The organism is Pseudomonas cremoris (genome assembly GCF_014230465.1).
Window position 1 is genome coordinate 15,438 of the sequence record NZ_JAAXCY010000003.1, and the last position, 24,882, is coordinate 40,319.

At 62.5% G+C, this 24,882-nt stretch carries 24 protein-coding genes; 14 read left to right on the forward strand and 10 right to left on the reverse strand.

All coding sequences use genetic code 11. The features are described 5' to 3' along the window. Positions 1-45: 45 nt before the first annotated feature. The 8 genes from HF257_RS06760 to HF257_RS06795 all read right to left on the reverse strand — a co-directional run bounded on the left by HF257_RS06760 (position 46) and on the right by HF257_RS06795 (position 7,807). A complete protein-coding gene (locus HF257_RS06760; RefSeq protein WP_185707806.1) occupies positions 46-681 on the reverse strand; it encodes a DUF1120 domain-containing protein in 636 nt (211 codons plus the stop codon). A gap of 10 nt (positions 682-691) precedes the next feature. Continuing rightward, positions 692-1,819: a DUF1120 domain-containing protein gene (locus HF257_RS06765; protein ID WP_185707804.1), complete on the reverse strand. Its 1,128-nt coding sequence runs from the start codon at positions 1,817-1,819 to the stop codon at positions 692-694. 11 nt (positions 1,820-1,830) lie between these two features. Continuing rightward, a complete protein-coding gene (locus HF257_RS06770) occupies positions 1,831-4,266 on the reverse strand; it encodes a fimbria/pilus outer membrane usher protein (RefSeq protein WP_198913576.1) in 2,436 nt (811 codons plus the stop codon). Positions 4,267-4,403: 137 nt separating this feature from the next. Further along, complete coding sequence (locus HF257_RS06775; protein ID WP_332872295.1) at positions 4,404-5,114, reverse strand: fimbria/pilus chaperone family protein; 711 nt, start codon at positions 5,112-5,114, stop codon at positions 4,404-4,406. Between the two features lie 38 nt (positions 5,115-5,152). Then, a complete protein-coding gene (locus HF257_RS06780; protein WP_185707798.1) occupies positions 5,153-5,779 on the reverse strand; it encodes a DUF1120 domain-containing protein in 627 nt (208 codons plus the stop codon). A gap of 81 nt (positions 5,780-5,860) precedes the next feature. Continuing rightward, positions 5,861-6,481, reverse strand: coding sequence for a DUF1120 domain-containing protein (locus HF257_RS06785; RefSeq protein WP_185707796.1), 621 nt, complete (start codon positions 6,479-6,481; stop codon positions 5,861-5,863). Positions 6,482-6,522: 41 nt separating this feature from the next. Beyond that, positions 6,523-7,137, reverse strand: a complete 615-nt coding sequence (locus HF257_RS06790) for a DUF1120 domain-containing protein (protein ID WP_185707794.1) — start codon at positions 7,135-7,137, stop codon at positions 6,523-6,525. Between the two features lie 40 nt (positions 7,138-7,177). Beyond that, positions 7,178-7,807 carry a DUF1120 domain-containing protein gene (locus HF257_RS06795; protein WP_332872221.1) on the reverse strand — a complete coding sequence of 210 codons (630 nt, stop codon included), beginning with the start codon at positions 7,805-7,807 and terminating at the stop codon, positions 7,178-7,180. 365 nt (positions 7,808-8,172) lie between these two features. Between HF257_RS06795 and HF257_RS06800 the strand changes: the two genes are divergently transcribed. From HF257_RS06800 to dacB, 10 genes are all read left to right on the forward strand, one after another. After that, positions 8,173-8,985 (forward strand): response regulator, encoded by an 813-nt coding sequence (locus HF257_RS06800; protein ID WP_185707792.1) that lies wholly within the window; start codon positions 8,173-8,175, stop codon positions 8,983-8,985. A 181-nt stretch (positions 8,986-9,166) separates the two neighbouring features. Beyond that, a complete protein-coding gene (locus tag HF257_RS06805) occupies positions 9,167-9,802 on the forward strand; it encodes a response regulator transcription factor (RefSeq protein ID WP_185707839.1) in 636 nt (211 codons plus the stop codon). 192 nt (positions 9,803-9,994) lie between these two features. Then, positions 9,995-10,633 carry a DUF1120 domain-containing protein gene (locus HF257_RS06810; RefSeq protein WP_185707790.1) on the forward strand — a complete coding sequence of 213 codons (639 nt, stop codon included), beginning with the start codon at positions 9,995-9,997 and terminating at the stop codon, positions 10,631-10,633. A 58-nt stretch (positions 10,634-10,691) separates the two neighbouring features. Next, positions 10,692-11,336 carry a DUF1120 domain-containing protein gene (locus HF257_RS06815; protein WP_185707788.1) on the forward strand — a complete coding sequence of 215 codons (645 nt, stop codon included), beginning with the start codon at positions 10,692-10,694 and terminating at the stop codon, positions 11,334-11,336. Positions 11,337-11,433: 97 nt separating this feature from the next. Continuing rightward, the gene (locus tag HF257_RS06820; protein ID WP_185707785.1) at positions 11,434-11,904 is read left to right on the forward strand and encodes a nuclear transport factor 2 family protein; all 471 of its coding nucleotides are present in this window, start codon (positions 11,434-11,436) and stop codon (positions 11,902-11,904) included. Between the two features lie 37 nt (positions 11,905-11,941). After that, complete coding sequence (locus HF257_RS06825) at positions 11,942-12,217, forward strand: GIY-YIG nuclease family protein (protein WP_016978233.1); 276 nt, start codon at positions 11,942-11,944, stop codon at positions 12,215-12,217. Between the two features lie 75 nt (positions 12,218-12,292). Continuing rightward, positions 12,293-13,228 carry a glutathione S-transferase family protein gene (locus HF257_RS06830; protein WP_185707783.1) on the forward strand — a complete coding sequence of 312 codons (936 nt, stop codon included), beginning with the start codon at positions 12,293-12,295 and terminating at the stop codon, positions 13,226-13,228. Positions 13,229-13,337: 109 nt separating this feature from the next. Then, positions 13,338-15,758 (forward strand): TonB-dependent siderophore receptor, encoded by a 2,421-nt coding sequence (locus HF257_RS06835; RefSeq protein ID WP_185707781.1) that lies wholly within the window; start codon positions 13,338-13,340, stop codon positions 15,756-15,758. After that, on the forward strand, positions 15,758-16,789 hold the full coding sequence (locus HF257_RS06840; RefSeq protein WP_185707779.1) for a YncE family protein: 1,032 nt from the start codon (positions 15,758-15,760) through the stop codon (positions 16,787-16,789). Before HF257_RS06835 ends, HF257_RS06840 begins: the two co-directional genes overlap by 1 nt. A 54-nt stretch (positions 16,790-16,843) precedes the next feature. Beyond that, positions 16,844-18,295 carry a D-alanyl-D-alanine carboxypeptidase/D-alanyl-D-alanine endopeptidase gene (gene dacB / locus HF257_RS06845; protein ID WP_185707777.1) on the forward strand — a complete coding sequence of 484 codons (1,452 nt, stop codon included), beginning with the start codon at positions 16,844-16,846 and terminating at the stop codon, positions 18,293-18,295. 1 nt (position 18,296) lies between these two features. On the opposite strand, the gene HF257_RS06850 is transcribed toward dacB, so the two are convergent. Then, positions 18,297-19,076: an IclR family transcriptional regulator gene (locus HF257_RS06850; RefSeq protein ID WP_185707775.1), complete on the reverse strand. Its 780-nt coding sequence runs from the start codon at positions 19,074-19,076 to the stop codon at positions 18,297-18,299. 120 nt (positions 19,077-19,196) lie between these two features. On the opposite strand from HF257_RS06850, the gene hmgA reads away from it, so the two are divergent. The 4 genes from hmgA to HF257_RS06870 are packed head-to-tail and all read left to right on the forward strand — an operon-like array spanning position 19,197 to position 23,839. Continuing rightward, positions 19,197-20,480, forward strand: coding sequence for a homogentisate 1,2-dioxygenase (hmgA, locus tag HF257_RS06855; protein ID WP_185707773.1), 1,284 nt, complete (start codon positions 19,197-19,199; stop codon positions 20,478-20,480). Between the two features lie 3 nt (positions 20,481-20,483). Beyond that, positions 20,484-21,770: a fumarylacetoacetase gene (gene fahA / locus HF257_RS06860; RefSeq protein WP_185707771.1), complete on the forward strand. Its 1,287-nt coding sequence runs from the start codon at positions 20,484-20,486 to the stop codon at positions 21,768-21,770. A 15-nt stretch (positions 21,771-21,785) separates the two neighbouring features. Then, positions 21,786-22,421 carry a maleylacetoacetate isomerase gene (maiA, locus tag HF257_RS06865; RefSeq protein WP_185707769.1) on the forward strand — a complete coding sequence of 212 codons (636 nt, stop codon included), beginning with the start codon at positions 21,786-21,788 and terminating at the stop codon, positions 22,419-22,421. A 56-nt stretch (positions 22,422-22,477) separates the two neighbouring features. Continuing rightward, entirely contained in the window at positions 22,478-23,839 is a 1,362-nt protein-coding gene (locus tag HF257_RS06870; RefSeq protein ID WP_185707767.1) for an MFS transporter, read from the forward strand. 144 nt (positions 23,840-23,983) lie between these two features. On the opposite strand, the gene HF257_RS06875 is transcribed toward HF257_RS06870, so the two are convergent. Continuing rightward, positions 23,984-24,787 (reverse strand): SirB1 family protein, encoded by an 804-nt coding sequence (locus HF257_RS06875; protein WP_185707765.1) that lies wholly within the window; start codon positions 24,785-24,787, stop codon positions 23,984-23,986. Between the last annotated feature and the right edge of the window lie 95 nt (positions 24,788-24,882).

Below are 24,882 nucleotides of genomic sequence, written 5' to 3' on the forward strand. Positions count from 1 at the left end.
GGTGTTGCTCCTACTAGGGGTTACGGGGACTAGGGAAAACAAGGGTTACAGGTACACAACTTCCAACGTGGCCGACCCATCCATTGGTGTTTCCACACTGAGGTCCAGGTTCTGCCGGGCGTTGATCGTGGCTTCCAGCTTCAGGGTGCTGGTAAGCGTCTGGATGGCCGACGGGCCGGCGGTGCTGCCGACCACATCGGTAAAGCCGAGCAGGCTGCGCGAGCCCACATCGATAGGGTTGAGGTTCGCCATGCGCCACGCCAGGCCGCCGGTGGTGGATTCGGTGCCGTACACCACGGCCAGGTCGTCGACCACGGTTTGCCTGGGGTCGAAGCTCACCGAGTACACGCCGATCTTGTTGCCGCTGGTGTCCAGGCCCAGGCCGTAGAAAATCTCGCTGTTGACGTGGGCCGTGCCGTCACGGTTGTCGCGCATGCGCAGGGCGAAGCGGCCGGGGGCGTTGCAGGTGACGGTCAGCGTCAGGTACTTGTGCGGCAGGCGCGTGCCATTGGTGAGGTTGAGGTCGTTGCGCGAAATCTTGCCGAAGTCCACCAGCCCGCCGCTGGAGAGCAGCGGCGTGCAGGCCATGGGCGTGATCAGGCCAGTCACGGCCAGATCGACGGTGGACGCGGCGTGCGCGGTGCCCCACAGCAACGCCAAGACAAGCAGGATGGGTTTCATAAAAAAGCTCCTAGAGGTAGTTGAGTTCGAGGGTGGCGGCGCCGTCGAGGCGCACTTCGCTGCCCAGGTCCAGCGTGCCCAACGGGGCGATCACTGCTTCCAGGCTCGCCGTGGCGCTCAGTTGTTGAATCGCCTCGGGGCCGCTGGTGCTGCCGGCACTGGCGCTGAAACCGAGGAAGCGGCTGGCGCCAATCGCCAGTGGGTTGGCACTGGCGCTGCTCCACGGCAGGGCGCCGGTGGGGGAGTCGGTGCGATACAGGTGGGGGAAGCTGTCGGCGGTAGTGCGCTGCGGATCGAAGATCAGCCGATAACGCCCGATTTTTTGCTGTTGAGCGTCAAGGCCCAAGCCGTAGGTGGTTTCGTCAGCCGCACCGCTGGCAGATCCCTGGCGGTTGTCTTGCAGGCGTAGGGCGAATGCCGTGGGCGCGTCGCACGCCACGCTGACCACCAAGGGGCGAGCGGGCAGGGCGGTTTCCTTGTCGAGGCTCAGGTCCATCACCGACAACTTGCCGAACGCCACCGTGCCGCCGTTGGACAGGCTCGGCGTACAGGCCGCTGGGGCGAAGCGGGCTTGCAGGGCCAACTCCCGTGACCGGCCGGTGTGGATGGCGTCGAATTCGCCGCTGGTGTCCCAGGTGACCGCATCGCTGACCCGCAAGGCATCGTCCCGGGCCCAGGCGCTGACGTCCAGTTGCAGCGACAGACTGCGCCCGCTGACCGGCACGCCGGCGCGCATCGGCACAATGCCGTGCTCGGGGCGCCAGCCCAGCGTAGCGCCGGTGCTGACAGGCGGTTGGCCGCTGCCGGGCAACAGTCCCAACTCCACGGCCTGCCCATCAAGCAAGGCATCGCCGGCCTGCAGGCTGTAGCTGCCGCGTTGAGTGAACTGGAAGCGCTCGCCGCTCCCGGCCAAGCCGCGATAGAACAGGCTCAGGTCGGCCGGGTTGGGACAGTTCAGGCTCAGGCTCAAGCGTCGGTCGCCCAGCCGGTGTTCTGCTGCTGATCCTTGCGCGACGGCCCGGTTTATCAAGCCGAAATCCACGCGGGTTTCGCTCAGGTTCAACTGGCATTCATCCATGCCCCAGGCGTTCGCGCCCAGCAACAGGCTCACGGATAACAAGGCTGGTTTCAGGCCCATGCTGAGGTTCCTCATGGTTGGCACCGCGCCGGTGCGGTTTCGAAATACACCTCGGGATCGCCGCGTTCGGGCAACTGGTAATTCAGGCGGCAACGGGGTTGGCCGGGGACGCTGACCCACAGTTCGCGGCGCTCGAGCACGTCGGGCAAAAACACTTGGCTGCCTTCCTGCACCAGGGTCACGAACTCGCCGTCGGCGGTGCTGACCGCCGCGCCACGCGGCAACGGCTGGCCGTCTGCGGTGGTGACGTTGAGCAGCGCACGGCGGGTGAGGGCCACGCCAAACTCGACTTTGTCCACCGCGCCACGCCCGGCCGACAGCACCGCCAAACCGTTGCTGATGTCGGCATTGCGCGGCAGCGAGCGGGTTTGTACCTCCACCGGGCTGCGCCCGTAGGGGCTCAGTTGCGGCACCACGGCCTGGCCTTGCCAGTCGGTCCACACCGGGCCGCTGGGGGTGTTGACCTTGATGCCGGCCATGTCGCCCACCGACATCACGGCGAAGGTCTCGCGTACCTGATAGGGCGAGAACGTCAGGCCATCGCCGTGCAGCACCACGCCACCGCGCGCGCCGCCCTGGTAGCTGGAGCGCTCCTGATTGTTGCGGGTGTAGTTGAAGTCCAATTGGCTGTAGTACGGCAGCGCCGAGACGCCGACGGACGACTCCACCTCACGGTCGCGGCTGTCGCGTTCCACGCCGACCTGGTAGCTCAACTGGTCATTGAGTTGCTCGCTGACCCCGGCGCCGATGCGGTGATCGCCACCGGCATTGCGCGCCCAGGCACGGCCGCGACGGTTCTCGCCCAGGGGCACGCTGATGTTCAGGTACACACTGTCATCGCTTTGCTGGCGCCCGCCGACTTGCCATTCGGCACTCGCCGACACCGACACGCGCCCAAAGCTGGTGCCCCATGACGCCAAGGCGCGGCTGCTGCTGTCACCGGTAAACGAGGACGAGCGTGAGATCCCGGCACTGAACGCGCCGAGCATCGGGTGCGACCAGGACGCGGTGGCGCTTTGCTGGTCGCGATAACGGGCGCGGCGCTGCTCGCGGGTATCGGTGGTGTAGGTGGAGTCGTCCAAGTCGCGATAGCCCAGCGTGCGCCAGGAACCTGCGGTGGTGATCGCCCAGCGTTCACTCAGGCGTTGCGACCACGACAGGTCGGTTTGCACCCCGCGTTCGTTGCCAGTGCGCGTGGCCTGGGCGACTTGGCTGGAGACCTGGAACTGGCTGTCTTGCCACGGCAACCAGCCAACATTCGCGCCCACCGCGCGGTAATCTTCGGCCACCAGTGCGCCGCCGCCGACGCTGACCTGCGGGTGCAGCGCGCCACTCCAGCCACCGCTGACTACCCACGGCTCGGCGCCTTCACCGGCGCCGATCTTGCGCACCCGACCGGCTGCCACCGAGTAGCCCGGCGCCGGTAAACCCAGGCCGAGCATGGCCGCCGGCACAGTGAAGCGGCGCTCTTCGCCGCTGCTTTCCTTGACCGTGACTTCCACATCGGAGCGGCTGTTCAAGCGCCGCACATCGGTGAGGGAAAACGGCCCGGCGGGCACTACCGTGGAATGGATCAACGTGCCGTTCTGGCGGATCTCCACCTGCGCCGGGCTATTGGCGATGCCGGTGATGGTCGCGCCCTGGTTCTGGTCTTGCAGAGCGGTTTCGGTGAGCACCTGGGCGCCGGTGATCTGCGTACCGGCCAGCACGGGGTTGTACAGGTTGATCTGCCCAGCCTGGAACACCGCTTGTTGCTCGGCAAAGGTGCGCTGGGCGTAGGCGTCCAGGTGCGTGGTGCGTGCCACCTTGTCTTGCCAGGTGCGTACCTGGCGGCTGCGCACGATCCAGTCACCGGCGTTGAAGCCCACCTCGGTATTGGCCGAGCCGAAACGGCTGGTGTCGTCGCCGTACTCGTTGTACAGGCCGCTCAGGTCATAGTTGAGCAAGCCGGCAAAACCGCCGGTCTGGTAGCCGGACACGTCGCGCACGGCGGGGCGCAGCGCCTCGGTGGGCACTACAAGCGACAGGCTGAGGGTGGCCGGGTCTTGCTCGATCACGGTCTGCGGGTAGGCGTCGAGGAAGGCGTGGCACTCGTCCTCATCGGCCGGGGTGCGCAGGTCGCCCGCGTCCAGCAGCGGCTGGTTGAAACACAGCGCGCCTTGCCCGTCGAACACCACATCCACCCGGCCACGCCGTTGGCCGTTCACGTTGAGATTGAGGGCGTGGCGCCCGGCCGCGAAGCGTGGCGCTTCCAGCAGCAGGTTGGCCAGTTGCGGGTCGATGCCGCGCTGGGACAAGGTTTGCGGGTCGAATGAACCGGCCAGTTCGTCGGCCAGGGGGTCACTCGCTGGCAGCGCCGTGCTCACGGCCAGCGCCAGGCCCGCCAGCAGCCTGCGCGAGCAGGGCGATGAAAACCCAGGCACGGCATTGCCGTCGCGATCAGTCATAACTGTGCTCACAAGGGGTACTCGAATAAGTGGAGGCAGACCCGCGCCGATCCTTTGGCGAGGCAAGCTCCCGGTGGCCTTCAATGGGAGGCCACTTCGTTATCAGGGCGCCGGCATTGCTCCCGCCGACGCTGCGATCAAAGGGTGATCGGTGCTTCGTACGGGGCTACCGCGAACCCGTAGACCGTGGCCGGCTGCATCTGCACGGTGCTGGCCTGGGCCTGGCTGGCGGCGACGGTCAGCGTCTCGCCCGGCAGCACGTAAGTGCGCGGCAGTAACGCCGAGCCCTTGCCTGGCAGGAGCGTCAGCTCCTGGGCCAGTCGCACCACGTAAGGGGTTGGGTTGTTCACGCTCAGTTGCTGGTTCTTCAGGTTCCAGACCAAGCCAGTCCACGGCGTGCGATTCGGTGCCAGGCCTTTTGGATGCAGGATCACCGGCAGGTTCTGGCGCACCGTCACCCCCACCCGCGCATGCCCGGCCTGGCCAGCGGCGCGGCCTTGGGGCATGCCCTCGAAAATCACGCGCTTGAGGCGCTGGGTGGTCAGGGGCGTGGGCGATTGCAGGATGAAGCGGATCAGTTGGCTCTTGCCCGGCTCGACCCGCGTCAGCGGCGGCGTGACAAATAGCAACGACGCCGGGTCTTCGGGAATGTCTTCGAGGGTGACGTGCAGCAGGGCGAGCTTGGTATCGGTGTTGGTCACCGACACGGCGGCTTCGCCATCGGCTTCATGGACGATCACCACCGAGGTGTCCGGCACCATGCCGTCGGCGAGCACCAGGGTTGGCCCCCACAGTGTCAGGGCCAGTGCGGCGAGGTAAAGACTGGTGTAGCGAACCAGGTTGAACACCCGTGTTATCAAGGCAGCGCAAGGGAAGGGGAACATGACTACAGATACCTCAGGTCTAGCACGATGGAGCCGTCCAGCGGCACCTCTTGGTCGAGGGTCAGGTAGGCGGCGGCGTTGATCGACGTTTTGATTTCCAGCTTGGCGGTGAGCACGTTGTGGGGGTCCGGCACCAGGGTGCCGGGGTGCGCAAAGCCCATGTAGTTATTCGGGTAGGCGTTGGTTTCGGGAAACCAGGTCAGGCCCTTGTTGCTGGAGGCCAGCACGATGGCGCGCTGGCCGTCGCCCATTGCTTCGCGAATGGCCAGGGCCACCGAGCCCAGGCGCTCCGCCGGGGCGTGGATGTTGTTGCCCAGGCCGTAGTAGAAACCCGGCCCCACGGAGGAGTCGGCACGGTTATCCACACCCACCAGCACGAACAGCACCGGTTGGTTGCAGGTCACGTTCATGTCCAGCGTCCGGGCGGGCAGTTCGGTGAACTCGTATTGATTGAGTGAGCGGGCCGGGACCCGCCCGTGATCGACCGTGCCACTGGGGGACAGGGTTGGCGTGCAGGCGCTGGGCGTGATGCTGCCGGTCAACGTTACTTCGACCGAGGAGGCGCCCAGGGCGTTGGTAGCGGTCAGGCACAGACAGAGCGTTATCAAGCGGCGTGAGAACGTGTTCATGGGCTGGTGTTGGAACCGTGTTGTGGGGACATCCGTGAGAACAACGGTGGGCGCAGGGCAGGGCGCTGCGCCCGTTTTGCATTACAGGTATTTGACGGTCAGGGTGACGGAGCCATCGATGGGCACTTCCTCCGTCAGCGTCAGGCTGCTGGCCGGGGCGATGGTGGCCGTGAGGTTCAGGTCGGCGTTGAACACCTGCACGGGAATCGGCGCCAGGGTGGTGTTGTCTGCCACTGAAAGAAGGGTGCCGGTGGAGAAGTTGCTATTGCGTTCCCAAGTGTTGCCACCGTCCGACGATCTGATGACACGGCTCTCGACGCTGTCGGCCAGAGGCGCGGACAGCCAGGCTTCGAGGAAGCCGAGTTTTTCAGTGCCATTGATCAGGCCCAGGCCGAAGCGCACAGGGATGTCGTCGGCGCTCGAACCTGCACGGTTGTCCTGGGGCTCGATCGCCATCAAGGTCGCGGCGTCACAGGTGACGGTCAGGGTGACCTTGTGTTCCCCAAGGTTGGTGAAGTCGTCGGCCTTGAGATCCTTGGCGGAAATCTTGCCGATATCGACATTGCCACCACTGGGCAGGCTTGGCTCACAGGCACTCGGGGTGATCAGCCCACGCACGGTCAGGTCCACGCTGGAGGCGGCGAAAGCACTGCTGGCGCCGGTGAACAGCAGGGTGGCGAACAGGGCGTTGAGGGTCTTCATGGTGTTGCTCCTAACTAGGGGGGAATGGAATAAACAGCGACTTACCAGTACTTGAGTTGCAGCGTGGCCTGGCCATCAATGGGCACCTCATCGAGCAGCGTCAGGTCGGTGGCGGGCACGATGATGGCGAAGGTGCGCAAGCGGGCGTTCAGGGTTTTCAGGGCGATGGGCGTGTTGGGGCCGTCGAGGGCGGCGAACGACGTCAGCGCTTCATGCCCCAGGTAGATCGACTCGGACCAGTTGGCTCCGCCATTGCTCGACGTGATGACTTTGACGGGATTGTCATCGGCCACCGGGTCGAACAGCGAGAAGGCCACGCTGCCCAGTTTTTCTTTTTCCGGGGTCAGGCCCAGGCCGTGGTGTCTCGGGTTGATAGCGGAGGTGCCCGCGCGGTTGTCCACGGTGGTCAACGTAAAAAAGGTCTCACCCTCGCACAGCACTTCAAGGCGAATCTCTGCTGGAGCGAGCCGTGTGGGGGCTGCTGGTTGCAGATCCTTGGAGGTCATTTTGCCGTGGTCGATCACGCCGCCATCCGATAGCACGGGCGCGCAGGCGCTGGGGGTGATCGTGCCGAAAACATTCAGGTCGGCGCTGCTGGCGGCAAAGGCTGCGGGCGCAAAAGCCGCCAGCAGCAGGGCGAGGGTTGGTTTGTCCATGGGCACAGGTCCTTGTGGCGTCAGTGAGGGGTGGAGGGCATTACAGGTAGATCAGGTCCAGCGTGGCTGAGCCGTCCAGTGGAACTTCCTCTGTCAGGGTCAGGTTTGCGACGGGCGCGATTTCAGTGGAGATGCGCAGGTCGACGTTCACGCTGCGCAGCGCTTTGGGCGTGGGGGAGTCGCCAAAGGCGTTCCAAAAGGGATGACCCATGTAGCTGCCGGAAGAATTCACCAGCCAGGTCGTGCCGTTATCGAAGGAAAACAGAGGCTGCACTGGTTCGTCCGCTACCGGGTTGAACACGCCGATGCCATAGCCACCCAACTTCTCGTTACCGTTCACCAGGCCAAGGCCATATATGTGGGACAGGGCGGAAAAGTAGGAAGACCCCAGGCGGTTGTCCCGACCGTTGAGCGCAAACAACGTATCGGCTTCGCACTCGACCTTCAGTTTGAGGGTGACCGGTGCCAGTAGGGTCGTACCGGTGGCGGACAGGTCCTTGGCCGCGATCTTGCCGTAGTCCACCTGCCCGCCGTCACTCAGGCTGGGGGCGCAGGCGCTTGGCGTGATAATGCCCTTTACCGACAGATCCACGGAACTTGCTGCCAGTGCCATCGCGCCGTGGGCGATCAGCAGCGCGCCAGTAAAGGCGGCGAGAGAGTCTTTCAACACAGCGGGTATTCCTATGCAAAGTCTTGGGGACAGATTGGCGCGGGGAAGTTGCCCATGTTCTTTTGGTTAATGGAGGGCACGCGCCGCTTCAGGGAAAGCGGGGGGGAATTTATCGCCGGGAGGGGAGGACGGAAATGCAACTATTACGAATGACAGGGTGGCAATGACAAAAGGGGGTTGTTTAGTCAGAAAACAGCGTTTTTTAAAACCAGAGGTAGCGTTGTCGTAGTTGTTGTATCGCGACCGATCACGCGTTCGGATATTTTTCCCGCTCTTTACGGCCTAAATGCAATTCATTTGGATTCGGGCGGTTGTCTTAATGATGAAAAGTTCGGGTGAGCGGATCGCTCTCTATTGAGGGCACTATGCCTGGCTACTTTCCCCCCAAAGGTCCGCCCGCAGCATTGCCTGAGGCCGCCTGGTCACAGCTTCGGGTGCTTGTGGTGGACGACCATTACACCTATCGATTACTGCTCGGTTCACTCCTGGAAAAACTCGGCGTGGCCCACCGGTGTTGCCGTGATGGGCAGCAAGCGTTGCAGGCACTGGCTGCCGAGCGTTTCGACCTGGTCATCAGTGATTGCCGCATGCCGGTCATGGATGGCTACACCATGACCCGCGAACTGCGCCGTCGGGAGCGGGCTGAAAAGCGTACGCCGATCATCGTGCTTGGACTCACCGGCAGCCTTGGGCGCGAGGAGATTCGGCAATGCCTGGCGTGCGGGATGGACGGCTGGCTGGTCAAGCCGATCGGGTATGCGCAATTGCGCGAGGTGTTGCGTTGCTGGCTGTCTCAGCCGGAATCTGCGACCAATACCGACGAGGAACCCCGTTCAATTTCGGCGAGCCGCACTGTTTTCCCCAGCCGTGCCAGCCTGATCGAGGCCTTTGGTTCGTGGGACGTGGTCGAGCCTATGGTGTTCAGTCTGATCCAGGAGGCCTATGCCGACTTGGCCGTGCTGACCCATGCGCAGGCGGTGCGGGATGCCCGGATGGCCACCCAGTGTCTGCATCGATTGGTGGGGAGCGTGGCGTTCCTGGGGGAAACTGGGCTGGAGGCCGGGGCATTGCAATTGATCAGGCAGGTTCAATCAACCGGAGTAGCGATGAACCGTTCGGCGTTGGACGAGTTCCGTGGGGGGGTTGAGCGTTATCTGAATTATCTGGCACATCTCTGAAGGAATTTATCCATTAGTTATGTAGTACTTTTCTGTATGTAATTTCTCTTAATTATGTAGGAAGTGGTGTGTGGCTCTTTAAATGTGGGGTGTGCCGCAAAGTCGGTGAGTTATTTCCTGTTGTTGCAAGGGCATGATCGCGGTATTTTTGCGCTCTCAAATTGCCATCATGGAAAGACCGATGATTCGCATCATTATTGCTGACGATCACCCTATTGTTCGCGTGGGACAGAGAGTGGTGATTGAAGCCAGTGGAAAGTGCAAAGTAGTGGGTGAGGCTGATGGTCCGGATCAACTGCTTGAGTTAGTCCGGCAACTGCCCTGCGATGTGATCGTGACCGACTTCGCTATGCCCGGAAATCATCAAGCTGACGGGTATGGGTTATTGGGTTTGTTGAACCGCCAGTACCCTGATGTTCCCGTGATCCTGGTGACCATGTTTGCCAATATCGCGACCCTGCGCACAGCCTTCTCCCACGGCGCCAGGGGCGTTATCGCCAAGAGCGCTTCGGCCCGCGAGCTGCCCCTGGCGCTGAAGGCCGTGGTGCAGGGGCGTCAATTTGTCAGTGAGTGCCTGCGTGTGCAATTGGACCAGGTGTGTGGCTCGCAGCCGACCCAGCCCCCCACGTTGTCCGGCAAGGAACAGGAGGTGGTGCGCATGCTGGCAAGTGGCATGACCGTCAGCCAGATCGCGGCGCGGGTCAATCGCAGTATTTCAACTATCAGTAAACAAAAGAGCACGGCGATGAATCGGCTGTGTATTTCTACCGATGTGGACTTATTTGCCTATGCGCGAGATATCGGGATGGTGCCTTAGTTGGGGGTATTCGTAATATTTGCATTGGGCGATTGATGGCGGCTCTATAAAGTAAGTGCTTGCTCTGGCTTGGTGGAATGCTGGAGCGTTAATCCCTAGTCTAAAGATAGAGTCGTATTTATTGTGAAGGTCAGGTGCAGTGATGTACCGGGTGTTTAACAATAACAGCGCACTCCTGCGAGCACTTACATAATGAAGAAGTTATTGGCTTTGATGGCGGCTATTACAGCTGCCAGTGCAGGGCATGCCTTGGCTGCGTCCAGCGTGGAACTTCGCGCCAAGGGCAGCATTACACCGTCGGCGTGTATGCCGTTGTTGGCTAACGGAGGGACGGTGGATTACGGGAAAATCTCGGCCAGTGATCTGAAACCTTCAAGCAACACCCTGTTGCCTGTGGCCAGGCTGCAACTGTCGGTCAGTTGTGAGGCGCCGACATTGGTAGCCGTCAAGAGCCAGGACAACCGCGCAGGCACCTCGGCGGAGTACGACGCAGCCTTGCCCAATTTTGGCCTGGGCCTGGCGCCGGGCAATGTGAAAATTGGCTGGTACACCCTCAAGATGACCCATGCCACCGCTGACGAATTGCCCGCTTTGTTGATTGAGTCCATGGACGGCCAGACCTGGCTCGATGCGCCGGAAAATACCATCTGGCAGCCCAACTGGATGCGTACGGTCAATGGTGCAAGCGCCGTAGCCCCCGCGCCGCGGCCACTGATGAGCATGAAGATGGACGTTGTTGTTGCCTCGACGATCACTCACCGCAAGCTCTTGCCGGTCGGCGTGGAAATCCCCATCGACGGCAGCGCAACGCTGGATGTCATCTACCTCTAACGATGAAGGGCCGGACGCCGTGGGCGCCTGGCCATGATCTCTCCACGAGTATCCGTACATGAAGCAATTTCTGATGGTCAGCGCCCTGGCGCTTGCCGCTATGGGCCCCGCCATGGCCGCCTCCAGCGTGGATGTAAACGTCAAGGGTCGCATCACTCCCGCTGCGTGTACGCCCGCATTGTCCAATGCCGGCGTGGTAGACCACGGCAAGATATCGCGCAAAGACCTGGACCCCCACAACAAGCCGACGGCGCTGCCGGTTGCGACCCTGCAGCTGCGTGTCGATTGCAGCGCGCCGACCTTGATTGCCATCAAGAGCCACGACAATCGGGCGGGCAGTTCCGGCGAGGAGTCGATCGGCCAGCCCAACTTCGGCCTGGGGCTGGTCAATGGTGATACCAAGGTGGGCTGGTACTTGCTGAAAACGGCCAACGCGCTGGCTGACGGAGTGGGCCGGCCGATGATTGAGTCCAACGATGGTGCCGCCTGGTCGGATGCCACCCATCCGGGGCTGGTTTGGCAAGTCAACGGCATGCGCGCGCTGGGATCGATCGCGGGGGGTAACGTTGCGCCCCTGCCGTTGCAAGTCATGATCCTGGATATCCTGGTCGAGACCATGATCGTCAGGATGCAGTACCTGCCGCCTGTGGGCCAGGAGTTTGCGTTGGACGGTAGCGCCAGCCTGGACGTGGTCTACCTCTGATCACAGCTGACTCATTGATGCTGTAAATGGGCATGGCTTTGCGCCCATGGGCAGACTATCGTGCAAACCGGATAACAATAGCGCCCGGAGCCTGCCCATGAGTGATGCCCACACCGCCCTGATCAACCATTTCTACCAGGCCTTCCAGCGCCTGGACGCCGAGGCCATGGCCGCCTGCTACACCGATGACGTGGTGTTCAGCGACCCGGCCTTTGGTGAACTGCGCGGGCGCGATGCCGGCGATATGTGGCGCATGCTCACCACCCGCGCCAAGGACTTCTCCCTGACCTTCGACAACGTGCGCAGTGATGAGCGCAGCGGCGGCGCGCATTGGGTTGCCACCTACTTGTTCAGCGCTACTGGCAACACGGTGGTCAACGATATCCAGGCGCGCTTCGTGTTTCGCGACGGCAAGATCTGCGAGCACCACGACAGCTTCGACCTGTGGCGCTGGTCGCGTCAGGCCCTGGGCACCAAAGGCCTGTTGCTGGGCTGGACGCCGATCGTCAAAAACGCCGTGCGCGCCCAGGCACTGCGTGGTTTGAAGGCATTTCAGGCCAGTCGTTGATAAGCTTGGCGCTCCTGTGTTTTAGCCGAATCGACCCGTGACTGATCCTTCTGAACCCAAACCCTGGTTCGTCTACCTGGTACGCGCCGCCAACGGCTCGCTGTACTGCGGCATCAGCAATGACCCGGTGCGCCGCTTTGCCTCTCACCAGAGCGGCAAGGGCGCGCGGTTTTTCCTGTCCAGTCCGGCCGTGGCGCTGGTGTACACCGAGCAATGCGCGAGCAAGGGCGAGGCGCTGCGCCAGGAACGGCTGATCAAGAAATTGAAGAAAAGCGCCAAGGAATGCCTGGCGGCGAGTGGCTCATTGATTTGACTGATGGGTTCCCATCGCCCCCAAACGGGAGGTTGCAGGCTAAGCTAGCGGTTCACTTCTAGAGCGGAGTCCGGCATGTCTGAGTTGATCCTTCACCACTACCCGCAATCCCCTTTCGCGGAAAAGGCCCGCCTGTTACTGGGCTTCAAGGGTGTGTCCTGGCACTCGGTGCTGATCCCGCCGGTCATGCCCAAGCCGGATTTCACCCCGCTCACCGGCGGCTATCGCAAGACTCCGGTGCTGCAAGTGGGCGCGGATATCTACTGCGACACCGCCTTGATCGCCCGCCGCCTGGAGCAGGAAAAAGCCGCCCCGGCGTTGTTTCCCCAAGGCCTGGAGCTGGTCACCCAAGGCTTCGCCGCCTGGGCCGACTCGGTGGTGTTTTCCCATGCCGTGGCGCTGGTGTTCCAGCCCGAATCCCTGGCGGTGAAATTCGCCAAAGTGCCACCGGAGATGATCCAGGTGCTGGTGGCCGACCGCGGCAAACTGTTCAGCGGCGGCACGGCGACGCGTGTGCAATTGGACCAGGCCCTGCACCAATGGCCCGCGATTGTCAGCCGCATCGATCAGCAATTGAAGCACCAAGCCGGGGACTTCCTGTTCGGCGAGCCTTCGATTGCCGACTTCTCCCTGGCTCACCCGTTGTGGTTCCTCAAAGGCTCATCTGTGACCGCGCCGTTGGTGGACGCTTACCCGACTGTTGCCGCCTGGCTGGACCGCGTGCTGGGCTTCGGCCATGGCACCTCCACCCAGATGAGCGCCGAGCAGGCCCTGGAAACCTCGCGCAACGCCACGCCGGCCAATCTGCCGGATGAAGTGTTCGAGGACTTGAATGGCTTCACCCCAGGCCAGCAAGTGACCATCAGCGCCACCGACTACGGCACCGACCCGGTCGCCGGTGAACTGCTGTTTGCCGGGCGTGAAGAACTGATCCTGCGCCGTATCGACGACCGCGCCGGCACCGTGCACGTGCACTTCCCACGCATGGGGTTCCGTATCCAGGCGCAATAAACAAAATATTTTGCAAATTAAGGTGAGGTAAACCTGCGGCCCATCCGTGTAGTGCTTGAAACTGCGATCTATTCGCATTAACAGCGTTTTCTACACGGGTTCTCACAGCATGAAGTCGACGGCGGGCGGTTTGGTTAAACAGTGGCTGGGAGCCTCGGTATTGGCGGTGTCGGGGTTGGCATTGCTGCCCTTGAGCGTGGCTCAGGCACAGGAGCAGCAAAGCGCCCAGTTCAACTTTGCCCTGGCAGCCAAACCGCTGCCCCAGGCGTTGAGCGATTTCAGCCGCGTCACCGGGATCAGCGTGATCTACACCGATGAAGCGCCCTACGGCCTCAGTGCCCCGGCGGTCAGCGGCCAGATGAGCGCGACCCAGGCCTTGCAACGCCTGCTCGGCAACTCCGGCTTCACCTTCCGTCAGATCGATGCCCGCACCCTGGCGCTGGAACCGGTGCCCACCGAAGGCGCCGTCAACCTTGGCGCCACCACCATCAGCGGCGTTGGCCAGCAGGCCCAGGACAGCACCAGCTACCAGCCGCCACCCACCAGTTCGGTGATGCGCTCCAAGGCGCTGCTGCTGGAAACCCCGCAAACCGTCAACGTCGTCCCGGCCCAAGTGCTGCGAGACCAGACCCCGCGCAACCTGGATGACGCCCTCGGTAATATCAGCGGCATCACCCAGGCCAACACGTTGGCCAGCACCCAGGACGCGGTGATGCTGCGCGGCTTTGGCGACAACCGTAACGGTTCGATCATGCGTGACGGCATGCCCGTGGTGCAGGGCCGGGCGCTGAACGCCACCGCCGAGCGCGTCGAAGTGCTCAAGGGCCCGTCGTCGTTGCTGTACGGCATCCAGGACCCGGGCGGTGTGGTCAATATCGTCAGCAAAAAGCCCGAGCTGGTGCAGTCCACCGCCCTGACCGTGCGCGGCTCCACCTTTGGCGACGGCAAGAACGGCAGCGGCGGCAGCCTCGACACCACCGGCCCGATTGGCGACAGCGGCTTGGCTTACCGGCTGATCGTCGACCATGAAGATGAAGACTACTGGCGCAACTTTGGCACCCACCGCGAAACGCTGGTGGCGCCGTCACTGGCCTGGTACGGCGACAGCACCAAGTTGCTGTTCGCCTACGAGCATCGCGAGTTTCTCTCGCCGTTCGACCGTGGCACCGCCATCGACAAGTCCAACCACCCGCTGGACATTCCGTCCACTCGGCGCCTGGATGAGCCCTTCAACAATATGGAAGGCCGCTCCGACCTGTACCGCTTCGAAGCCGACCACGACCTGAACGACGACTGGAAAGCCCACTTCGGCTACAGCTGGAACCGCGAGACCTACGACGCCAGCCAAGTGCGCGTGAGCGCGGTGAATACCAACGGCACCCTGACCCGCAGGATGGACGGCACCAAAGGCGCGATCACCACCGACCGCTTCACCACGGCCAGTCTGGAAGGCAAGGTCAACGTGTTCGGCTTACAGAACGACCTGGTGTTCGGCGTGGATGACGAATACCGCAAGATCTACCGCGCCGAACTTATCCGCCAGAATTCGCGCAGCACGTTCAACTACAACAACCCGGTCTACGGCAACGAAGTCGCGGGTACCACCGTCAGCGCCGCCGACAGCGCTCAGACTGACCTGCTGCGCAGCGACTCGCTGTTCTTCCAGGATGCGATTCACCTCACCGACCAGTGGATTTTCGTCGCTGGTGCGCGCTACCAAATGTATGACCAGTACGCTGGCAAGGGCGTGCCATTCAAAGCCAACACCAACGGTAACGGCCAAGCCTGGGTGCCGCGTGCGGGCTTGGTGTATCGCTACACCGATGAATTGTCGTTCTACGGCAGCTACACGGAGTCATTCAAACCCAACTCCACCATTGCTGCACTGGCGGATGGCAGCACCTTGACCGGCGACCTGACGCCCGAGAAATCCAAATCCTGGGAACTGGGGGCCAAGCTCGACATTCCTGGGCGTATCACCGCCAGTGCTGCGTTGTTCAACATCGACAAGCGCAACGTGTTGGTGTCGTCGGAAGTGGCTGGCAGCACCATCTACAGCCTGGCTGGCCAGGTGCGTTCCCGCGGCCTGGAACTGGACGCCACTGGCCAGTTGACCGACCAGTGGAGCGTGATTGGCAGCTACGCCTACACCGATGCCCTGGACACCAAGGACAAGGACCCGACGCTTGAAGGCAACCGCCTGCAAAACGTCGCCAAGCACACCGGCTCGTTGTCGGTGGCCTACGACTTCGGCAGCATTTTCGGCGGCGACCAACTACGTGTGGGCACGGGTGCCCGCTACGTCGGTGAGCGCGCAGGCGATGCCGCCAACGATTTCAACTTGCCTGGCTACACCGTGGCCGATGCATTTGCCACCTATGACACCAAGATCGACGGGCAGAAGGTCAAGTTCCAGCTCAACGTGAAGAACATGTTCGACCGCACTTACTACACCTCGGCGGCCAGCCGCCTGTTTGTGTCGATTGGTGATGCTCGGCAATTCTCGGTATCCAGCACCTTGGAGTTCTGATGAAAAAGCTCGGTGCATTATTGGCCCTGTTGATCAGCGCTTCGGCACTGGCCGATGGGGCGTCGTACCACCGCGAACATCGGATGACGCTGCCCGGCTCCGGTCACAGTTGGGGCTTTGTCGGCCTCGACCCGACTCGGCCCTACCTGTTCGTGGCCCGTCGCGAAAACGGCCTGACAGTGTTTGATGTGCAGCACCAGCGAGCGGTCAAGACCGTGGCCCAGTCCGAGGGCGCCAACGGCGTGGTGTTTGTGCCCGGATTGGACCGGGTGTTCGTGCTCAATACCGACGGCAGCCTGGGCGTGGTGCAGTTATCCACACTCAAGCCGCTCAAACGTATTGCGGTGGCGCAAAGCAACCTCAACAGCGCTGTGTACGAGCCGTCCACCGGTAAGGTCATTATTGTCAGCGGGCGGCGGGCGGATCGTTCGACGTTGTTTGAGTTCGATCCCCAGCAGGAGCGCATCACCGGTGCCCATGAGTTGGCGGTGAAGAAAATCGACCCGTTGTTGCTCAAGGGCGATGGCAGTTTCTTCCTGCCGATGCGCGATGAAGGCAAGGTGGCGCGCTATGCCGCCAGCACCTTTGGCGTGCTTGATACCTGGCAATTCGCCGACTGCCCCAAGCCCAGCGCGCTGGCCCAGGATGTCGAGCGCCAGCGCTTGTTTGTCGCGTGCCGGGGCGACGATCCGGTGTTGATCGTGGCGGATCGCGAGACGGGTGAAGTGAAGGCCAAGTTGCCGATTGGGCGTGACGTCAACGCCGTGGCCTACGACGCGCAGCATCGTCGCTTGCTGATCCCCAGCGGCGTGGATGCCAACCTGATGGTGATCGACCAGCAGGATGCCGATCACTACGCCTTGGCCGCCACCGTCAGTACCTTGCCGATGGCCTACAACATGGCGTTCGACGCCCAGCGCCAACGGGTTTACCTTCCGGCGATGGACTATGTGTTGCCCGCCGCCGAGCCTAAGGCCGATCCACAATTTCAGGCCGATACGTTCTCCATCACCACCCTGGCACTTGATTGAGCGCAGTGAATTAACCAAGCTGCGCACTCTTTCAGATTCAGGAATGCCAGGGTTATGCGGTTGGGACGATGGATACACGCCGGTGCGATGGCGCTGGGTTTTGGGCTGTTGCTCAGTGGTTGCGCCTCACCGTCGAAGACGGCCACCGGGCAAAGCCTCGACCAGTTGCTGGCCGACCCGGCACTGCATGGCGCCACGGTTTCGCTGATGGTGCGTGATGCTCGCAGTGGCAACACGTTGTATCAGCACAACCCGCGCACGCGGTTGGTTCCCGCCTCCAATCTAAAACTGCTGACCACGGCAGCGGCGATGGATGTGCTGGGGCCGCACTACCAGTTTGCGACGCAACTGCTAACCAACGGCACGCAGCAAGGCGAGCGCCTGGTGGGCAACCTGTACCTGCGCGGCCTGGGCGACCCGACGCTGCAATTCGCCGATTACCAGGCCTTGGCCGCACAACTGGCCAGCAAAGGCGTTCGCCAAGTGCAGGGCGACCTGGTGTTCGACGACACGTGGTTCGACGCCGAGCGGTTGGGTGTCGACTGGTCCCACGATGATGAAAGCACCTACTACGGCGCGCAAATTTCAGCGCTGACCGTGTCACCCAATGCGGATTTTGATGCGGGCACTGTGCTGGTCACTGCCAAGGCGCCAGTGCGAGTCGGTCAGCCGGTCGGCGTCGAGATCTTCCCGCCCACCGATTACCTGCAACTGAGCAATCGCGCGGTCAGTGGGCCGGGCAACACCTATGGGATCAACCGCCGCCACGGCACCAACCTGTTGCAGCTCAGCGGTGCGGTCGCGCCGGGCAAGCAGAGCAAGCAATTGGTCAGTGTGTGGGAGCCGACGCAATTGGTGGCGAACCTGTTTGAGCAAGCGCTGGCGCAGCAGGGCATCACGGTGTTGGGGCGTCGGGTGATCGGTGGTGCAAGCCCGGCGGCAGCGAATGTGTTGGCTGAACACCGGTCGGCACCGTTGCAGGAGTTGATCACGCCGCTGCTCAAGCTGTCGAACAACAACATGTCCGAAGCTCTGTTGAAGGCCATGGGCCGCCAGAGTACCAACAGCGGCACGGCGGCGGCAGGCGTGGTGGCGGTGGCCGGGTTTCTCAAGCGTCAGGGCTTGGATACGGCAGCGCTGAACCAGGTCGATGGGTCCGGCTTGTCGCGGCTTAACCTGGTGTCGTCGCAAACCCTGACCGACCTGCTGTTGGCGGCCAACAAACAGCCGTGGTTCAACGCCTGGTACAACGCGTTGCCGATTGCGGGTAACAGCGACCGCATGACCGGTGGCAGTTTGCGCTACCGCTTGCGCGGCACCCCAGCGCAAAACAACCTGCACGCCAAGACCGGCTCTATGGGCGGCGTGTCATCGTTGAGCGGCTACGTCACCGACGCCCATGGGCAGCGGTTGGTGTTTGCAATGATCACCAACAATTACGTGGTCAGCGGCGCCCAGGTGAAGGCGCTGGAAAACCGCGTGGCAGTGGCTTTAGCCAACTGGTGATTCAGGGCTGATAGCCCATGCGCCAACTCACGGCCCGGGTCGCTGCCAGCAAGTGCTGCGCCGCCGGGCCGTCTTCATCGGCGTGGAACAACGAGGTGGGGCCGACCACGGTCATCACCGCCGCCACTTGCCCGACGGCGTTGAATACCGGCGCCGACAACGCATCCACACCCGGCATCAGCAAGCCATGCACAAAGTGCAGGCCACGGCTGCGGATCTGTTCGCACGTGGTGGCGTAGGCCTGATCGTCTGCCAGGGCGTGGGCGATGCCGGCCTGGATCTCGCGCTCCCGCAAATCCACCGTCTCCCGCGACGGTAAATAGGCGCTGAACACCAGCCCGGTGGACGAACTGAGCAGCGGCAGCACTGAGCCCAGTTGTGTCACCACCGTCACCGCGCGCACGGCGGGTTCGATGTGCACCACGGTTGCGCCCTGGTTGCCCCATACCGCCAGAAAGCAGGTTTCATTCAATTCATCGCGCAGCTCCGCCAGGGGCAGGGCGCCGACCTTCAGCACGTCCATGCTGCCCAGTGCGGCCAGGCCCACGCGCAAGGCTTCACGGCCGAGGCCGTAATGGTTGGTGGCGGTGTTCTGTTCGGCAAAACCCGAGGCGATCAATGCCTGCAAATAGCGGTGCACCTTGCTCGCGGGCATTTGCACGTGCTCGGCCAGGCGCGACAGCGAAGTGGCCGGCGACAGTTCGGCCAGGGCCTTGAGGATATCGGTGCCCACTTCGGCCGAGCGGACTTTCTGTTTACCGGTGTCGCGGGGCTTTTCCATGGAAGGGCGAGTATCCGAGAGATGAATGGGCGTCTTTATAGCTTGACGGTCGATAGTGATCAAATTACGTTATGCGTAACTGGATTACGATAAAAACAACTTCCGTACAGAGGACGATCCATGAACCTCGAATACCAATCGGGCTTCGGCAATGAATTCGCCAGCGAAGCTCTACCCGGCGCATTGCCGGTTGGCCAAAACTCCCCGCAAAAAGCGCCCTATGGGCTGTACACCGAACTGTTCTCCGGCACGGCCTTTACCATGGTGCGCAGCGAAGCCCGGCGTACCTGGCTGTACCGCATTCAGCCTTCGGCCAACCATCCGGCGTTCGTCAAGTTGGAACGGCAATTGGCCGGTGGGCCGCTGGGGGCGGTGACGCCAAATCGCTTGCGCTGGAACCCGTTGGATATTCCTGCTGAGCCGACGGACTTTATCGATGGCCTAGTGGGCATGGTTGCCAACTCCGGGTCGGAAAAACCCTCAGGCATCAGCATTTATAACTACCGTGCCAACCGCTCAATGGAGCGGGTGTTCTTCAACGCCGATGGCGAACTGTTGATCGTTCCCGAGCAAGGTCGCTTGCGCGTCGCCACCGAATTGGGCGTGCTGGACGTGGAGCCGCTGGAAATCGTCGTGCTGCCACGTGGCTTGAAATTTCGCATTGAACTGCTGGATGCCCAGGCCCGCGGCTATGTCGCAGAAAACCACGGCGCGCCGCTGCGCCTGCCAGACCTGGGGCCTATCGGCAGCAACGGCCTGGCCAACCCGCGGGATTTCCTCACGCCGGTGGCGCACTACGAAGACCTGAAACAGCCTACAACCCTGGTGCAGAAATTCCTCGGCGAACTCTGGGCCTGCGAGCTCGACCATTCGCCGCTCAACGTGGTCGCCTGGCACGGCAACAACGTGCCGTACAAATACGACCTGCGTCGTTTCAATACCATCGGCACGGTGAGTTTCGATCACCCAGACCCGTCGATCTTCACCGTTTTGACCTCGCCCACCAGCGTGCACGGCTTGGCCAACCTCGACTTCGTGATCTTCCCGCCGCGCTGGATGGTGGCCGAGAACACCTTCCGTCCGCCGTGGTTCCACCGCAACTTGATGAACGAATATATGGGCCTGATCCAGGGCGCCTACGACGCCAAGGCCGAAGGCTTCCTGCCCGGCGGCGCGTCGCTGCACAGCTGCATGAGCGCCCACGGCCCGGACGGCGAGACCTGCACCAAGGCGATCAACGTCGAGCTGGCGCCACACAAGATCGATAACACCATGGCCTTCATGTTCGAGACCAGCCAAGTGCTGCGCCCGACCCAGTTCGCTTTGGACTGCCCGCAACTGCAACTTTCTTACGACGCGTGCTGGGCCTCGCTGCCTGCCACCTTCAACCCGAACCGGAGATAACCCATGACTCAGCCAACCCACACCCGCAGCTGGGTGACCTCCGCCAACGGTCACACGGATTTCCCCCTGCAAAACCTGCCTTTGGGCGTGTTCAGCATCAACGGCTCGGCACCCCGCAGTGGCGTGGCGATCGGCGATTCAATCCTCGACCTGCATGCGGCAATCGACGCGTTCGAGGGGGAAGCCCGTCGTGCCGTGGAGGCCACTGCTGGCGGCCAACTGAACGCTTTTTTCGAGTTGGGCCGTGGCCCGCGCGTGGCCTTGCGTGAGCGCCTGCTGGAACTGTTGGTCGAGGGCAGCCCGCTGCAAACCCGTGAAGGTCAGGTGCTACATCGCGCCGCCGATTGCCAGATGCACGTCCCCGCGCGGATCAATGACTACACCGACTTCTACGTCGGCATCGAGCACGCGCAGAACGTTGGCAAGTTGTTCCGTCCGGACAACCCGCTGCTCCCCAACTACAAGTACGTGCCGATTGGTTATCACGGCCGTGCATCCACCATTCGCGCCTCTGGTGCCGATGTGCGTCGCCCTAAAGGCCAGACGCTGCCCGCTGGCCAGACCGAACCGACCTTCGGCCCCTGCGCCCGCCTGGACTACGAGCTGGAACTGGGCATCTGGATTGGCCAGGGCAATGCCATGGGCGACTCGATCGCGATTGGCGACGCCGCCGAACACATCGCCGGTTTCTGCCTGCTCAACGACTGGTCGGCGCGGGACATTCAGGCCTGGGAATACCAGCCGCTGGGGCCGTTCCTGTCGAAAAGCTTCATCACCACCATTTCGCCGTGGGTCGTCACCGCAGAAGCCCTGGAACCGTTCCGCAAGGCCCAACCGGCGCGTCCCGAAGGCGACCCACAACCGCTGCCGTATTTGCTGGATAAACGCGATCAGGCCGCTGGCGCCCTGGACATCGAACTGGAGGTGCTGCTGACCACCGCCGCCATGCGCGAGCAGAATGTGCCAGCCCATCGCCTGGCGCTGAGCAACAGCCTGCACATGTACTGGACCGTCGCACAGTTGGTGGCGCACCACAGCGTCAACGGTTGCCAGTTGCAGGCGGGCGACCTGTTTGGTTCGGGTACTTTGTCCGGGCCAGAAGTGGGGCAGTTTGGCAGCCTGTTGGAAATGACCGAAGGCGGCAAAAAGGTGATCGAGTTGCCGTCCGGCGAAGTGCGCAAGTTCCTCGAAGACGGTGACGAAATCATCCTGCGTGCTCGCTGCAACCGTGAAGGCTTTGCGTCCATCGGCTTCGGCGAATGCCGTGGCACCGTGGTTGCAGCGCGCTGAGAGAGGGCTTGGGTGATGGAACTCTATACCTACTACCGTTCCACTTCGTCATACCGGGTACGGATCGCCCTGGCGCTCAAGGGCCTGGATTTTACGGCGGTGCCGGTCAACCTGCTGGTGCCACCGGGCGGAGCCAATCGCCAACCCGACTACCTGGCGATCAACCCGCAAGGCCGTGTGCCGGCCTTGCGTACCGATGACGGTGAACTGTTGATCCAGTCACCGGCGATCATCGAGTACCTGGACGAACGTTATCCACAGGCACCGCTGCTGTCCAAAGACCTGGCCACCCGCGCGCATGAGCGTGCGGTGGCGTCGATCATCGGTTGTGACATTCACCCGCTGCACAACTCCAGCACCCAGAACCTGCTGCGCCAGTGGGGGCATGACGAGGCGCAGTTGCTGGAATGGATTGGGCATTGGATCAGCCAGGGGCTTGGGGCGGTGGAGCAGTTGATTGGTGATGCAGGCTTCTGCTTTGGCGAGCAGCCGGGCATGGCGGATGCGTTCCTGATTCCGCAGTTGTATGCGGCGGAGCGCTTCAAAGTCCCGTTGGCGGCGTACCCGCGCATTGGTCGGGTGGCCGCATTGGCAGCTCAACATCCAGCGTTCATCCAGGCCCATCCCGCCAATCAACCTGACACCCCTTAGCGCCCACAATGGATGTGCATTACACCTCCCAATAAAAACAAGACAGGTACCTTGCGATGCACAATCAGATTGCCAGCTTTCGCGCGGCACTCGACGCCCGTCCGGTGTCGCGCTACCAATGGTTGATCCTCCTGTTGCTGGCGCTCCTGCTGGTAACCGATGGCTACGACGCTCAGGTACTGGGTTATGTAGTACCGGCGCTGGCCCAGGATTGGGGCCTGGAAAAGTCTGCATTCGGCCCGGTGTTTAGCGCCAACCTGCTGGGCCTGACGTTGGGCTCGCTGCTGGTGACACCGCTGGCTGACCGGTTTGGCGTGCGCCGTATCCTGCTGGGCTGCGTGCTGATCTATGCCAGCCTCACCGTGCTGATGGTGTTTGCCAACTCGCTGACCACGTTGATGGCGGCGCGGTTTATCTGCGGTATCGGCATGGGCGGCGCGATGCCCAGCGCCATGGCGTTGATGTCGGAGTACTCGCCGCCGCGTCTGCGCACCTTCATGGTGACCCTGGCAGCGTGCGGCTTCTCGTTTGGCGGGGCGGCAGGCGGGTTTGTGGCTGCAGGGTTTATCGAAGGCTACGGCTGGCAGGCGGTATTCCTGGCCGGTGGTGTAACGCCATTGCTGTTGTTCCCTTTCCTGGTGTGGCTGCTGCCGGAGTCCTTGCCGCGTCTGCTGCGCGATGCGCCGCCGTATGTGCGCTTGCACAAAGTCACGTCGCGCATGCTGCCTGACTGGCAGGCACCCCTGGCGACTGATGCAGAAAACCGCCAGGAACAGGGCAGCAAACTGACGGTGGTGGAGCTGTTTCGCAACGGCTATGCACGCCCGACGCTGCTGATATGGGCGACGTTTTTTGTCAGTTTGATCCTGCTGTATTTCATGATCAGCTGGTTGCCGTCGCTGCTGCTGGAAAGTGGCCTGGCGCTGAAGCAGGCCAACCTGGTGACCTCGATGTTCCTGTTTGCCGGCACCTTGGGCGCCATCGGCATGGCCTGGTTTGCCGACCGTTTGAAAAGCAAGGTGCGGCTGCTGTCCATCGTGCTGGCGGCCGCAGCCGTATGCACCATCCTGCTCGGCCTGAACCACGATAACCCGCGCTATCTGGTGGCCTGCGTATTTGCCGCCGGGTTCTGCATCATCGGTGGGCAACTGACGCTCAACGCCTTTGCCAGCAACTTCTACCCCGCGCACGTGCGCGCCACCGGTACCGGATGGGCACTGGGCGTGGGGCGGTTTGGTTCAATCCTGGGGCCGTTGTTTGGCAGCCTGCTGTTGGCGATGCAGATTCCGGTGCAGCAGATATTTTTCTTTTGCGCGATTCCGGCGGTGATAGCGGCGTTGTTGATTATTCAGGTGCGTGCGCCTGGCGTTGTGACGGCGCGTACCTCCCTGCCTGGCGATATTCTCAAAGCCCCCTAGTTCAACTTGTAGTGAGCGGGCTTGCCCCGCGCCGGGGGGCGAAGCCGCCCCAAACCCATGCACCTCGGTCTATCTGAAACACCGCAGCGGCCTTATTGGGGCGGCTTCGCCCCCCAGCGCGGGACAAGCCCGCTCACTACAGTCCTAGTGCACCACCGAGTTGGGTGGCAGGTGCCCGAGTCGCTCGGTGAGGCGCAGGCGCTGGATCGGGTCTTCGCTGAGCAGCAGCGCGTGCTCCAGGTCGAAGCGCTCGGCATTCGGGCAATCCAGGCGTTGATACAGGCTGGCCCGCGCCAGGTAATCGGCGGCGCTGGCATTGCCCAACTCCAGCACACGTTCGGCGTCCACCAGGGCGTCCAGCGGCGCGTCGTTGGAAAGGTGCAACTGGCGCAGGTTGCGCGACAGCCGTTGCAGGATCGAGCGCGGGTCGGCGGTGTGCAGGTGATCGGACTGCAACTTGAGGTTGGGCCCATATTGGCGATGCAGCAGCTCGCGGCAATCGTTGGGGTACAGGCGCCGGCCGCCACACGGGTCCAGCAGGTGGTCTGCGCCGGGCACCCGCAGCAGGAAGTGCCCCGGAAAATTCACACCGACCATCGGGATATGCAGACGACGCGCCAGCTCAAGGGCAATCAAGCCCATCGCCAGCGGCTGTCCGCGTTTGCGTTGCAACACCTTATCCAGCAAGGCAGCGGCGGGGCGTAGGGGGGTAAAGTCGTCCTGGGCGAACCCCAGGTCATTCAGGCGGCGCAGTAACGGTTGCCCGAGCTCGTCCGGCGGCAGCATGGGCATGCCTATACCGACCTGCTGTTGCAGTAACGCCAGCTCCTGCAGGATCACCAACGGTTGCACGGCCGCGTCATGCTCGGCTGCAATCCACAGCGCTGCTTCAAACAGCGCAGGGGGGGAACGTTCCAGGCAGGCGAAAAAGGCTTTGCGGGGATTCATTGCATTCTCCGGCGGATGCCCCCGTTTTAGCCTTGCTGGGAATTTTCGTCCAGTGGCTTGAGAAATATCCCGCGCGCTTATGTCTCAGGGCCTGC